Here is a 14,864-nt window from a genome sequence, read left to right as displayed (position 1 = left end):
AGGCAGTTACTCCTAGAAGCAAAATAAAGATTAGGCTTTTTAATATAGCGAATCGTATCGTTATTACCTCCCCAAAAGTTGTTGAACGTGAATCAAGCAAAAAATATAACAATACTCTTATCAATTTCTATATGATATTTAGCAAAAGTATAGCAAAAAGAATGATATAACAGAAGGTATATCCACTAGAGGAATATTACGGAATATATTTATCTGACATGAAGATTTATGTTTAAGGTATAATCTAAGAAGCGATTAAAATGAGTTTGCCTATAGTTACTAGACCAATCATGATACAATGGTACTAAGTGGAAATGGCGCGTTTTGATTACCGAGGAGGAATGTAGGTGCTTATTCATACATTAAAGGTGCGGGATGAATTTATAGGCTTTTACTTACTGAAAGAAATTGAAGTGAAGCAAACGAATGCCGTACCGGCTAAAGATTATTTTGATATTGTTTTAGCTGATTCCAGTGGTCAAATCTCTGCAAAGCAATGGGAAGTATCCCAGCAGGATAAGGAAACCTTTTTCCCTATGACATTAGTTAAGGTGCAGGGAATTGTGCAAAGCTATCGCGATAAATTGCAAGTGAAAATTATTAAAATGCGCAAAGCTACAGAAGCAGATGGAGTGTCTTTAACAGACTACATTAAAGCAGCTCCTATTTCTTCTGCTGATCTTATGCAAACGATTAAGCAAACGATGCAAGACATTCAAGACGAGCAAATTAAAGCGATCGTGTCGTTTTGTGTTGCAAAAGTAGAGGAAAAACTGATGCACTATCCGGCTGCAAAAACCTTTCACCATGCTTATTTTGGCGGGTTAGCCTATCATATTGTACGGATGCTAGAGCTAGGAGAATTTGTATGTAAGCAGCGGCCTTTTTTAAACCGCGATCTCATTAGAGCAGGTATTATTTTACACGATATTGCAAAGCCAGAGGAAATGATTGCTCAGCTAGGAGTCGTATCGGACTACAGTGATCAAGGGAAGTTAATTGGCCATATCGTCTTAGCGACAAATTGGATTGTTGAGGCAGCGATTCATTATCAAATTCCGCTAGAATCAGAGATCGTTATGGCTTTGCAGCATATTGTGCTGGCTCATCATAATTTGCCTGAATGGGGGAGCCCTGTATTGCCGCAAATGGCAGAAGCTGTTGCCTTGCATTATATCGATTCTCTTGATGCCAAGCTGCAAATGGTGGAGGATGCACTAGGAGAGCTGCATGAAGATCAGAAGTGGACTCCAATGCTTAGAGGTTTGGAGAATAAAGCGCTATATCGAATGCAAAGATAATAAATATTGTTTGCATGATCTGATTTATTGTCGTCTTTAACATTACACATTATTAATATTTAACCAGATAAATAAGACTAAGCATATGCTGGTTGTTAGCATAATGCTTAGTCTTTTATTTGCTCATCACGAAATTTCAGTAAATTAATCATTTCATTAGTATTATCCTTTCGTAACCAACTATATAATTACACGTAAGTAAAGTAACGATTATAAGAAATTGAGGTCATGCACCATATGAATAGACAATTACTAATTGATACAGAAGGCTGTTATCGCTTAGCTGAGCAAAAAGCTGCACAATATTTTTCAACGCTATATGAGTTGGTCAGTAGCCGCAGATATGAGGATGAGCTAATCAAAGATCTTGAACAATGGAGAGCGAAGCATATTAGTAAGCGTGCTTGGTTTTCTAAATTCATCCCCTTCAAACAGAAGCAAGAAAATCGCTCTATCAGTACTGCTCCCGCTCGAAGTTATCTTACATGGCTCGATAAGCAAGGGAAGCTAGACGCTTATTTACAGCGAAGTGTTTCATATATCTATTTACGTGATTTGGGCAAGAGGCTGGATCAACCAGCAACAAAAGCAAAGATTGCTGCAACCGTTCAGGATCTTAAAGCGATGATAAAGCGCTCGAATAACGATAAGCATGGGCAACAGCAGAATTTCATAGGATTAGATAGTGTTTATCGCTGGGCACAGAAAGAAGGGGTTGAATCTGCAGCCATTTGGGTCATCGGTAAGCTTAAGCTAGTAGAACAGCATTTGCCAGAGGAAATTGATGGTGTGCATGCGCTTCGCAAATTAATTAAAATCATTATCGGCGTCGTTCTCCATGCCAAGGAGCAAATGGATGAATCAACGTCGCACCAGCAGCGGATAGTCATGCAGGATCAAGCGATTCGTTTAGGATATTGCTATGGATTAACGTATCCTTTTATCGATGATTTACTGGATTCACATGCATTAAATAAGCAGGAGAAGCTCATTTTTGCCAACATGCTACGCAGTGCGCTAAGTTCAGGAGATGTACCGGACTTACAGCTTTCAGAATGGAATGAAGCTAATCATAAAAATATTTCATTTATTCATAAGGAACTGACTGAAGCATTTCAGTATGTAAAAAGCGTACAGAACGGGGAAATGCAGCAGCATTTCTTTGAGCAGGCTTACGTATTTTTTCAGTCACAAGAAGTTGATCGCATGAAAGAATTAAGCAATATGTCGTACAGCAGTGAGGATTTGTATATTCCGATTATTCTTAAATCAGCATCATCAAGGCTTATTGCTCGCTCTGTATTAAATCCAACAGAGGATGAAAGCTTTGAGCAGTTAACATTTTACTACGGCATTTATAATCAGCTTTCAGATGATTTAGCTGATCTGTTTGATGATTTTAAAGCTCAAGCAGTGACTCCCTATACCTATTATTTGACCTATTATCAAAAGCGTTCTGATTTGCTCAATCCGTTTCAGCTATATTGGGCAGTTATTGCTCATCTTCTCCATCATGTGTACAACAAGGATGAAAGCACAAGAGATGTTATAATCGGCAGAGCGATCGGTGCGCTAAAACGCTTCAAGCTTAAGCATGGCACGGCCAAATTTAATGAATTGATGGGAAAATTAACAGGACAATGCTCAGCTTTTTATGAGTTGCTTTACTCTCTCGTAGAGCAAGCGGAAAATGTTGTTTATTTAGATAAGCTAGTTCGTGATCAATTAAGCGAAAGCTTGCAAACTGAACGTGGGCAGAAGGAGCAATTTAGTCAGCAGTTAAAGCAAGCGCGCAAGCAAATTAACGAGGCATTATTGTTAGATCATACTGAACATTATCCACAAATGAGAAAGCAATTAATTGCTGCTGCTAACTATAGCTTAGAGAGCGGCGGTAAGCGTCTTAGACCGCTAATGGCATGGTTAATGGGGGTAGAACAGTATCAGTTGCCTGCGGCAGATATGGTGCCACTGCTTAAAGCATTAGAATATATGCACACTGCATCGTTAATTTTTGATGATTTGCCAACGCAGGATAATGCAGACTTTCGCCGCGGGCGGCCAACCTTGCATACGATTCATGGCAGTGCAACTGCGGAGCTAACCGGCTTGCTGCTTATTCAACGAGCGATAAATGAGCAGGCATCATTACTTTCATTTAATCCAAGCAAGGTGCTGGAGATGATGCGCTACTCTTCAAAAAAAGCTGAGGAGCTCTGTATAGGTCAAGCCATGGATTTACAGGCGAAAGGGCAAAAATTAACTTTAAACCAGCTCAATGAAATTTGCTATTATAAAACGGCAATTGCCTTTGAAGCAGCACTCGTTATGCCTGCGATTTTAGCAGGAGCTGGTGAGGAAGAGATCACGGCACTTAAAAAGTATGCATATCATGCGGGAATTGCCTTTCAAATTCGTGATGATTTGCTTGATGCTGCAGGAGAGACTAGTCTGCTAGGAAAGCCTGTAGGGCAAGATAAGCAGAATAATACATCCACCTTTGTGTCTGTACTTGGCGAAGAAGGTGCACAACAAGCGATGTGGCAGCATTATTGCGATGCAGCGGATGCATTAAAAAAGCTAAATTTACGCACAAGTTTTCTGCACCACTTGCTGCACTATATTGTGTTCCGCAATCATTAATAAACATTGATATAAAACTCAATATAAGGATAGATTTATTCAATTATACAAACATTAATGATTAATGAAAATATTAAATTTTAAAGATGAGACGACACCATTCCCCTTACTTCGACAAAGCAATGCGTGTACCATAAGCTTAAATAGGAGGTATTAGTTGAGAGAGCTGTGCTGAAGTAAAGGGGGAGGTGTTTTATTTACTTGTTTGCACCTAATGATTAACATAAATATTTATTATAGAGAAAAATGAAAACGCTTTATATCTTATCTAATACTCTAATCTTTAGAGTGAAGAAAGGAGTTTTTTCATGATTCAACGTACCTTTAATGCTTCTAGCAGCAAGCTAATTGCAGTAATGTTAATTATTTTGGTGTTAGTTGCATCAATGGGCGGAAGCTATGCTTATGGTGCAGCAAGCTCCTCGACTACGTCCAATACGACACGTGTTTCCGTTCATGATCCGTCTGTCTACTATGATTCTTCAACGAACAGATATTATATTTTTGGTTCTCATTTAGCGCAAGCCTATAGCACAGATTTACGAAACTGGACTTATCTTGGGACACAGGGGTATGCCAATTCAAGTCTGTATGCAGCTTCAACGTTTGAGGGTTACTATTACATTAAAAATAAAAACAGCGGCAAATATTTAGATGTTGCCAACGGTTCAAGTGCAGATGGGACCAATATTCGTCAATGGGACTACAACGGTTCAGACGCTCAAAAGTTTAAGATCGGCTATCATAGCAATGGGGATTATTATTTGTTAACGGCGAATTCTAACTATACGAGTGCATTGGATGTCTACAATGGTTCTTCTGCTGACGGTGCGAATATCGAGCAATGGACGTATTGGGGAGGTGCAATGCAGCTATTCCGTATTCAGCAAAATGAGGACGGCACAGTCACCTTTTTAACGAAGGCGTCAAACTATACAGCGGCATTAGATGTAGCTGATGGCAGCACCGCCAGCGGTGCTAATGTACAGCAATGGGCATATTGGGGCGGCGATATGCAGAAGTGGGAGCTCGTAAAAGCAGGAGGGACAGGCAATGCTTCACGGGCAGCTGGTACATCACTGCTTAATGCATTAAAACCATCATTTGCTTGGGCAGGATATAACGACCAAGATAGCTCAGGCGGTTATGCCGTATGGGCGCCAGCACCAATCTATAACAGTTCATATGTATGGGCTGATGGTACGACAGGTGCATATATGCTGTACTACTCGACATCATCAACGTATATTCGTTCAGCAATTGGATTTGCGGTTTCGAAGTCGATTAATGGTCCATATGAATATGTCGATACGATTGTTTACTCAGGCTTTACCAACTATAGCAATCCAATTACAACGACCTCATCGTTAGGAACGAAAACGGTCAATACATGGTATCAATATACGAATATTCCTGAGTTGATCGATAATGGCACATTATCCGGAACGAGAAGCGGTTGGTTTAACAGTAACGGCAGCTATAATAATACGCTCTTCCCTAATGCGATTGATCCTGCATTAACGTATGATAGCTCAGGTAATCTATGGATGAGCTACGGCTCTTGGTCCGGCGGTATTTATATTTTGCAAATTAATAAAGCAACAGGTAGGCCAATTTATCCTGGATCAGATAATAGCAGTACAAATACTGACCGTTACTTTGGCAAGAAAATAGCAGGAGGTTATGGAAAATCAGGCGAGGCTCCATTTATTGTTTATGATTCAGCAGCAGGTTATTACTATTTATATGTATCCTATGGTTGGCTAGGAGCTGACGGAGGCTATCATATACGTGTATTCCGTTCAACCTCTATTAATGGAACGTATACGGATGCAGCAGGCAATCCAGCTGTATATCCTTCTTCCTCCGCTAATCAAAGTAATTATGGTGTGAAATTGTTTGGAAACTATAACTTTTCGGGATTGCCGATAGGGTATAAGTCCCCTGGTCATAACTCGGCATTAATCGATACTGATGGTCAGCGTTACCTGGTGTATCATACACGCTTTAACAATGGTACAGAAGCGCATGAAGTGCGGGTACATCAACAGTTTTTGAATGCCGATAAATGGCCGGTTACAGCCGTATATGAGTTTTTAGGAAGTAGCATCTCTAATACTGGCTACAGCACCAGTGATATGACTGGCACGTACCAATTTGTTGACCATGGACTAGATGCTGCAACATCAGGTGTAGGAATGTTGCCGACACAAAGTGTTACTCTAAACTCGAACGGTACAATTACAGGAAGTGTAACAGGTACATGGTCATATACCTCTGGCACGCCTTATGTAACGATGGTTATTGGCGGCGTAACTTACAAGGGAGTATTCTTTAAGCAAAGAAATGAGCTATCCAGCCACAATGAAGTAATGACATTTACGTTAATTGGCAGCAACAATAAGGCAATTTGGGGATCGAAATAGTGGAGCGATACATTTTAAAAATTGGGCATCATGCTGAAAAAGGAGCATTCTCCGCCGTATACGGGGGCAGAATGCTCCTTTGTACTTAATGCTACAAATTATGAGATAGCCTTCAAAATTATTAATAAGGCAAATGTACCTTCGACTCATGCACTGCATACTATACACTAATACATTACGTGCAGAATGGAGAGGTGTCAGGAGATGTATCCCAGATTATATCAATATGGAGGATATTATCCCCATTTTTATGTTTGGAGTGGTGGTTACTATAGCGATCCTAGGTATAATTATTTCCGCTATTGCAACGACTTTTGGCAACAAGAGCAAGCAGCAAACAAAAGAATCATAGCATTGAAGGATTACGGCGGTACTCCTTTTGTAGTCGATATTGAGGATGCGGCGGAACAGAACAACAATTTCCGCACTGCATTATGGACAGGAAGCCATCTCCAAGTCGTATTAATGAGCCTAAAGCCAGGAGAGGATATTGGTTTAGAAGTTCACCCTAATGTGGATCAATTTATAAAAATTGAAGAGGGCAGAGCTTTAGTGCAAATTGGGGATTCACAGAACAACTTTACGATCCAACAGCAAATTGATGAAGATTATGCAGTGATCGTACCTGCAGGCACATGGCATAATATAACAAATATTGGGAATAAAAACCTTAAGCTATATACCATTTATGCACCAAGAGAGCATCCATTTGGAACTGTCCATGAAACAAAAGAGGCTGCGCTTGCTGCAGAAGCAGTTCCAGCTAGATAATTAAGAAATCAGCGCTCTAGTCAAAAAAACTGTTGTGATTAAAGCTGTTGCTAACCATTTAAAGAAAATATAAGAGTTGCAAACAGTAATGACTAGAGCGTTTTAATTCCGTCGTACATGATTATTGCTTTTCGGATACAAGCTTTATTTCATATTCAATTTGATCTGATTGCTCGTTTTGCTGCGTATCAGCAAGAGATTTAAGCTGCCAACCAAATGATAAAATAGCGCGCAGTTTTGCAGCTTCATCATTCGTAAGCTTTACCCGCACAGCTTCCTTGCCGGGCTCAAGAATGAGATTTCCTTCTTTTTGCAGTGCAATAAGTATCCAGCTATGTATGCCGCGAATCGTATTAAATTTAATGCTGTAGCCCTCTTGTACAGCGCGCTTAAACGTTTCGGGCTGCTCTGCTGCTAAATCAGCTAATACTGAATAATCAAATTGAAACTTGCTTTCATCAGTTGGCAGCTCTCTTGCAGCTACGCCTTGCAAAATTTGCTCATTAGTCCAGCCTTTTGCGCGCAAAGATTCTAGCGCAAGAGCATCCCATTGAGATAACTTAACTGTTGCTTGTGATTGACTCATAAAATTTCCTCCCTAATTAAGCTAAGAGACTGCCTTAACTGGCAGTCTCTTTTAATGAAAAGCTATACAGCTCTAACCTTATTTACTTGCTTTGTAAGCTGCAAGATGTTCCTTCACTTTGTTAGCATCAGCTACAAGCTCTAGTCCTGTTTTTACGATTGGGCTTAATGTAGATGTAGCTTTAAATTTGTTACCGCCATAGAAAGTGATAAACTCTTCTTGGTTAATGGAGTACAATACCGCTTTACGCAAATCAGCGCTTTCTGCAACATCGCGGTTACTTGTATTAAATAATAGGTAAGAAACTGCGTTACTTGGAATAGTTTGCAGTTCTAGCTTGTTATCGCCTTTCACAATATCATATTTTGCTTCACTTACACCATAATATAGGTGAATTTCGCCGCTGCGAAGTGCAGATAGTGTGCTATCAGCGTCTTGAATAAACTTAACAATAATTTGATTAATTCTTGGTTCGTGCTCAGTGCCCTTCATATAGTTAGGGTTTTTATAGAATACAGCTTCATAATCGTTTTTGTAAGCTAGAATATATGGTCCAGAAGTATACAATGTATTGTTGTATTGAGGACCTTCAGTTACAGTATTTTGGTCACCGTAAGGAATATCTTTGTTTACATCAAAATTCTCTACATCGTACGTATTAATCGCTTGAACTTGTTTTTGCGATACGATACCAGCAGATTGATGCGCCAAGTAGTTCAATACTTGCGGGAATGGAGAAGTTGTTGTTAGTTTAACAACTTGGTATTTACCGTTTTTATTATCAGCAGCGTTTTTATCCGCAACAAGCTCAGAGATTTTAGCATTCAAACCTTCTTCAAGAGCAGCGCGAATGGTTTTGTCACTGCCAGAAACTTTGATTGAATCAAGAGAAGCAAGATCAGTTACAACTTCAACTGTATTAATATGTTCGTGCAATGTGTATGTGCGATGGTCAGGCACAGAGTTTTTATCTTTTGCACGATTTAGTGAGAAGATAACATCGTCAGCGCCTACACGCTCACCTGAATCGACAGCTTTTTTATCTGTCACTTTAGCAAAATTAATATCGTCACGCAAAATGAAATAGTAATCAGAGTTACCTTCAGCAATGGCATGGTTTAAAGAAAGAGAACCTTTTGATGTCACTTGATCATCATCAGTTAAGTTAACTAAGCGAACATATTGGTTTGTATTAATAATGTTAATTGAACCGTCGTTACCTTTAATAGGGTCAAGTGAAGTTAACGTTGGCATTGTAGATTGTAAGTATAAAGGAGTGTTGTCGCGTTTAGCTGTGTCATTAAAATCAAGCTCTTCCCAAGGTAGAGAACGAGATTTAGAAAGACGAACAGAGTCTGGATTCAATACTTCTTTGTTAAATGCTTGTGATTTGATTGAGCTAAATAGCGGTGCAATATATGCTTTTTCAAATACAAGCTTTTCTTCAAATGTTTTGTAGGTTTCTAGATATTGGTCTGGTGTTTGTGTAGATGCTTCATCAATTAGTGCATCAATTTCAGGGTCTGACGTAATGCTATAGTCGCCGCCTGTTTTAAATAAGGAACGAACTGCATAGTCAGGGTTACCTGTAACGGTAGTCCAGCTAGACAAGACAATATCGAAGTTACCAGCATCTTGTTGAGTTTTGTAGCTACCGTAATCTGGCTGAATGTTTAGCTTAACGTTAAAACCGTTTTTCGTAAGCTGGTCACGCACGATATTAACGTTGTCTTCATCCGAGCTCATAGCAAGCAATTCAATATCGACTGGAGTTCCGTCAACAGTTTGCTCAGCATTGTTATTGGATGGAGAATTTTCTGCATCATTTTTTGTTTTCAATGTGCAGGCGCTTAGTACCAGAGATACGATAAGCAACAAGGTTAACAGTTTTACATTGTGTTTCATTTGATTTTCCCTCCACGTAATAAATTGGGTTTATATATAATTTATGAACCACCTTAGTTAAGCTTAGGATCAAGGGCGTCTCGCAAACCATCACCTAAGAAGTTAAAGGAAAGCACAAGCAAGATAATCGCTAGTCCAGGATAGATAGCTGTATATGGATGAGTTTCCAAATATGCACTGCCTAGCTTTAAGATATTGCCCCACTCTGGAATATGAGGTTCTACCCCTAGCCCAAGGAAGCTTAAACTGCTTGTTGAAATTACGGCTGTACCTATAGTTAAGGTAGCTTGTACAATCATCGGCGCTACTGTATTTGGTAAAATGTGACGGAATAAAATTAAAGAGTCACTTGTTCCGATCGCTGCTGCAGCTTGTACATATTCAAGTGAAGATACTTGCAGCACGTTAGCACGCATAATTCGTGCATAAGTTGGTATCGAGCCGATACTTAAAGCGATAATGAGATTGACAATACCTGCCCCGAATGCTGCAATAATGGCAATTGCCAGCAATATGCCAGGAATAGCATACAAAATATCTAGTGTTCTCATTATAAGATTGTCCGTATGCTTGCCATAGTATCCAGAAATAGCGCCAAGCAATCCTCCGATAATTAGAGGAATAATTGTTGTCAAAATACCGACTACAAGCGAAATTCGCGCACCCATTATAATTCTAGTAAATAAATCTCTGCCGAAATTATCAGTACCAAACGGGTACTCCAAACTAGGCGGTTGCAGAATAACACTGTAGTTATTATCAATTGCCAAGCTGCTATCGAAGGTCAAGTAGCTGCTAATCGATAAGGTCACTAGAAAAGAGACAAAGAATAGACCAAGCATAGCGGTCATACTTCTAGACAGCTTTTCAAACACCTCGCCAAAGCGTGAGCCTGTTGAGTATCCTTGATTATGCAGTTTAGCAATAAGCATAATACCTAGAAATAAAGCAAATAAATTTCCTAGCAGCGCAGTAGCTAGCAAGCCAATTGCGATGACATATAGCCATTTTGGCAGCAAATCACTTTGCTTATAGCGGGCAACGATTAGCAGCGAGACAAGCTGGTAAACGCCGCTTAGCAGCAATAGGAACATTCCTATTAGAAAGTAATCAGCTACATAAGGCTTTAACGTATTTAATGTCGTTACAGCAAAAGTAACAAAGGTTGTAAGCATCGCATATACAGCAAGCGTATAGGCAGTGCTTTTATGTTTTTTAATTAATTGAAAGCCAGATATAACAACAAATATATTACCGGCAACTATCCCAAGCAGTTGGATATAGCCTAGTCGTCTAACGCTATCTGTAATTTCTCCTTTAGTGATTAAGCTGCGACGAATAGCAGCCCAAATGACTAATTGTAATACAGCAAAGAGGAGGTAGCCTAAGCCAATATACAGCATTAACGGTTTGTTTGAAGCTATGCCATTCCAAAGCAATAGAATGGAAATTATGGAAGTAAGTAATCCAGCTAAGCTAGCTTCACGATATTCCGCTGCTGACTTTAAGCGAAAGGTAATCTCTTGTGCTGTTAATGCGATAGTTTTCACAAACTCATCCTCCTCTCACTAATATTGCTTCATTTTTGAACGAATACGCGGATCTAAAAATGCATAAAGCAAATCTACAATAACATTGACGAGGGATATTGTGATCGCTGTATAGACCACTCCTCCCATAATTGCAGGGATATCAGGTATAAATTGTCGATCGACAATGTAACTTCCAATACCGCTAATATTAAATACCTTTTCTGTTACCGCGGCACCACCCAACATGCCTCCGAATAAGAGCCCGATAACCGTAACAATTGGAATTAATGCATTGCCAATCGCATGCTTCCACAATACATCTCTTCTTTTCAAGCCTTTGGCACGAGCTGTTATAATATAGTCTTCGTGAATAACTTCTAGCATTGACGATCTTGTCATTCTTGCTACAGAAGCCATCAATGCTGTGCCAAGTACAACAATTGGCATAATCGTTGACAACCAGTTGGCAGGATTATAGGTAGCTGGAAGCCAAGATAGCTTAATCGCAAAGTTTAAAATGAAGATTAAACCAAGCCAAAAGTTAGGAATGGATAGACAAAGTAAAGCAATAAACATAAACGAATAGTCAAATACTGAATTAGGCTTAGTAGCTGAAACAATACCAATTGGCAAAGCAACGATAACAGCCCATATTGTAGCAATTACGGTAAGAGTAAGTGTAATCGGAAACTTATTAATGATTGCCGTTGCAACATACTCATTACCAATAAATGATTTACCAAGGTCAAGCAACAGAATTCCTTTTAAATTATTCCATAGTTGCACCAAATAAGGCTGATCTAAGCCATAAATGGCATTAAATGCTGCGATTTGTTCATTGGTTGCAGTTTCACCAAGAATATTAGTAGCGGGATCCATTGGCGAAATATACAGAATCGTAAAGACAAAAACGGCTACACCGAGAATAACTAAGATCGCCATAACTAAACGTTCTACAATATATTTCAAATAAGGATTGCTATAGATAAACATAAGCACATACATCGGCAGGGCAAGAATAAGCGATAACAGCAAACGAACAGGATGACTAATAAACCATTGAAAAGCATGTTCGAATTGATAGGGCTTTGCTCCATCCTGAATGTTTAAACGCTCATCAAGCAGATGTGCTAACTTAGCATTTGCCCACTGTGCTGCTTGCTTTTTAAGCTCGCTGTCAGATAAAGTATAACCAAAAAATTGTGCTTTTCGTTTCACTTGCAGTCGTGCTTCTTCAAGCAATTTATTTTGCATGCCTTCCTCATTTAAGTGCTTAAGAATGCTTGCTTTTTGCTCGTTATAGCCGCTGCGAGCGAGAAAGTAACGATAAAACGGATATAATATAATGGTTAATGGCAATCCCAATAGGAGTAGGAGCCATTTATATGTAGGATGACGGAGTATTTTTGCATAAATCGTGAATGTTTTATCGACTAAATTACCTTGTTGGATTGCAACTTGTCCGCTCATAGCGATCTACTCCTTACGATAAAAAGGTTTGTTTATAAAATATTTATCGATTCTATAAATTATACTTATATATGATATATAATTGTAGTAGATTGTATGCTTTCATTGCCAGCATGTCAATGCGAAATGCTACAAACGACTACATATAATTAGTTAAATTGAATTATTCCGATAGATATAGTAGATTATATGTATAGGTTGAATAAGTGTCAAGATATGTATTATTCAATTAATATGTAAATCATTGATGGTTTATAAGTTTTTTTATATTATTTTCAGCAAAATAGTTAATTATTCTAAATTAAGTATCAATAATAGATAATTGTTATTTTGAATTTTATATGGCTTACACAGACAAGGAAAAGGTTGAAGGTGATAGGATGAGTACGTTGCTTAAAGTGGATCAGTTATCGGTATCCTTTTTCGCTCATGATAAAGAATTTCAAGCTGTAAAAGGAGTAAGTTTTGAGCTAAAGCAAGGAGAAATATTAGGAATTGTCGGTGAATCGGGCAGCGGAAAAAGTGTTACTGCACGTTCCATTATGAGATTGCTGCCATCTCCTCCTTCAATGATGAAGAGCGGTGAAATATGGTTTAAGGGAGAAAATTTAGCGCAAAAGACGGAGCAACAGATGGAGCAAATTCGTGGTCGAGACATCAGCATGATTTTTCAGGACCCAATGTCTTCCTTAAATCCAACGATGAGGGTAGGAAAGCAAATCGCGGAAGGCTTATTGAAGCATCGCGGTTTAAAGCCAGAGGAAGCAAAGCAGGAAGCTATTAATATGCTTAAGCTGGCAGGGATTCGAAACAGTGAGCTTCGTTACCATCAGTATCCGCATGAATTTTCTGGAGGTATGCGACAACGTGCAATGATCGCTATGGCAATGGCTTGTTCACCTTCTATTCTTATTGCAGACGAGCCTACGACATCTTTGGATGTAACGATTCAAGCGCAAATTTTGCAGCAAATGAAGGTGCTGCAACAGCAATTTGGCACGTCAATTATTTTAATTACACATGATCTTGGGATTGTCGCAGGGATGTGCGATCGTGTCATCGTAATGAAAAGTGGGGAAATTGTTGAAAGTGGTACAACAAGTGACATTTTCAATCATCCGCAACATGAATATACGAAGCGGTTGCTTGCAGCTTTACCGCGAATTGATCAAAAAAAGAGTAGAAATGCAAAGAGCAACGTTATGAAGGAAGAAGACGATATTCCGCTAATTAAAGTGTCTAATTTGCGTCAGCACTTTGATTTAGGTAAGGGACAAGTACTCAAAGCGGTTGATGATATTAGCTTTCATATTAACAGCGGTGAAACACTAGGTCTAGTCGGTGAATCAGGGAGCGGGAAATCGACGACTGGCAGAAGCATTTTGCGACTCCATGAGATTACTGGCGGCGAAGTGTTGTTCAAGGGCTTTCCTCTTCAGCAACTTAATCGCAAAGAAATGAAAAAAATGCGTCGTCATATGGGAATGATTTTTCAGGATCCATTTGCCTCGCTTAATCCCAGATTGCGCATTGTTGATATTATTGGTGAGCCGCTTGATGTTCACGGTTTAACTTCTAATAAGCGTGAGCGTCAGAAACGAGTGGAGGAGCTGCTAGAGATGGTAGGGCTGGAGGCGGCACATGCTATGCGATACCCGCATGAATTTTCTGGCGGGCAGCGGCAACGGATTGGTATCGCTCGTACATTAGCGGTTAATCCGCAATTTATTGTGTGTGATGAGCCGCTATCTGCGCTTGATGTGTCGATTCAAGCTCAAATCGCTCAGCTCCTGCAGGAACTGCAAGAACGGTTAGGGCTTACTTATTTGTTTATTGCCCATGACTTGGCAATGGTGAAGCAAATTAGTGATCGTGTTGCGGTGATGTATCGCGGTAAAATCGTTGAGCTTGCCGATAGTGAGGAGCTGTTCGCTAATCCAATTCATGAATATACGAGGTCTTTGCTAGCAGCGATTCCAATTCCGGATCCAGCGATTGCGGTAGCACAAAAGCCTCTGACGCTGGTGGATGGGGACGAAGATAATCGTTACCAATTAGACGGAGCAAGATTAGTCGAAGTAAGTAAAGGGCACTGGGTAATGACTAATGATTAATGATTAATCATTAATGATTAAGTAAGCCAATCGAATAACTTTTGAATGAAACTTAAGCCTGCAAAAAGTGACAGCCGCGCGAGATAGTTAACGGCTGTGCACTTTTTGCAGGCTTT

The 14,864-nt window shown here is 39.5% G+C and carries 9 protein-coding genes; 5 read left to right on the top strand and 4 right to left on the bottom strand.

Translation table 11 applies throughout. The annotated features are described in order from the left end of the window. The first annotated feature begins 347 nt into the window (after positions 1 to 347). The 4 genes from AC2TDL_RS07175 to AC2TDL_RS07160 all read left to right on the top strand — a co-directional run bounded on the left by AC2TDL_RS07175 (position 348) and on the right by AC2TDL_RS07160 (position 7,141). Positions 348 to 1,301, top strand: coding sequence for a 3'-5' exoribonuclease YhaM family protein (locus AC2TDL_RS07175; RefSeq protein WP_484699705.1), 954 nt, complete (start codon positions 348 to 350; stop codon positions 1,299 to 1,301). A gap of 228 nt (positions 1,302 to 1,529) precedes the next feature. After that, positions 1,530 to 3,944 (top strand): polyprenyl synthetase family protein, encoded by a 2,415-nt coding sequence (locus tag AC2TDL_RS07170; RefSeq protein WP_484699703.1) that lies wholly within the window; start codon positions 1,530 to 1,532, stop codon positions 3,942 to 3,944. 308 nt (positions 3,945 to 4,252) lie between these two features. Continuing rightward, entirely contained in the window at positions 4,253 to 6,370 is a 2,118-nt protein-coding gene (locus AC2TDL_RS07165; RefSeq protein ID WP_484699701.1) for an RICIN domain-containing protein, read from the top strand. Positions 6,371 to 6,574: 204 nt separating this feature from the next. Further along, on the top strand, positions 6,575 to 7,141 hold the full coding sequence (locus AC2TDL_RS07160; protein ID WP_484699699.1) for a cupin domain-containing protein: 567 nt from the start codon (positions 6,575 to 6,577) through the stop codon (positions 7,139 to 7,141). A gap of 121 nt (positions 7,142 to 7,262) precedes the next feature. On the opposite strand, the gene AC2TDL_RS07155 is transcribed toward AC2TDL_RS07160, so the two are convergent. The 4 genes from AC2TDL_RS07155 to AC2TDL_RS07140 all read right to left on the bottom strand — a co-directional run bounded on the left by AC2TDL_RS07155 (position 7,263) and on the right by AC2TDL_RS07140 (position 12,634). Then, on the bottom strand, positions 7,263 to 7,727 hold the full coding sequence (locus AC2TDL_RS07155) for a hypothetical protein (protein WP_484699697.1): 465 nt from the start codon (positions 7,725 to 7,727) through the stop codon (positions 7,263 to 7,265). A gap of 78 nt (positions 7,728 to 7,805) precedes the next feature. After that, entirely contained in the window at positions 7,806 to 9,632 is a 1,827-nt protein-coding gene (locus tag AC2TDL_RS07150; protein WP_484699695.1) for an ABC transporter substrate-binding protein, read from the bottom strand. A 53-nt stretch (positions 9,633 to 9,685) separates the two neighbouring features. Continuing rightward, positions 9,686 to 11,182 carry an ABC transporter permease gene (locus tag AC2TDL_RS07145; protein ID WP_484699693.1) on the bottom strand — a complete coding sequence of 499 codons (1,497 nt, stop codon included), beginning with the start codon at positions 11,180 to 11,182 and terminating at the stop codon, positions 9,686 to 9,688. 18 nt (positions 11,183 to 11,200) lie between these two features. Next, on the bottom strand, positions 11,201 to 12,634 hold the full coding sequence (locus tag AC2TDL_RS07140) for an ABC transporter permease (protein WP_484699691.1): 1,434 nt from the start codon (positions 12,632 to 12,634) through the stop codon (positions 11,201 to 11,203). Positions 12,635 to 13,014: 380 nt separating this feature from the next. On the opposite strand from AC2TDL_RS07140, the gene AC2TDL_RS07135 reads away from it, so the two are divergent. After that, entirely contained in the window at positions 13,015 to 14,748 is a 1,734-nt protein-coding gene (locus tag AC2TDL_RS07135; RefSeq protein ID WP_484699689.1) for an ABC transporter ATP-binding protein, read from the top strand. Positions 14,749 to 14,864: the final 116 nt, after the last annotated feature.

The sequence above is a fragment of the Paenibacillus sp. plas6 genome, assembly GCF_057221655.1.
Note: the sequence above shows the minus strand (reverse complement) of the source record. Positions and strands in the feature narration are given on the sequence as shown.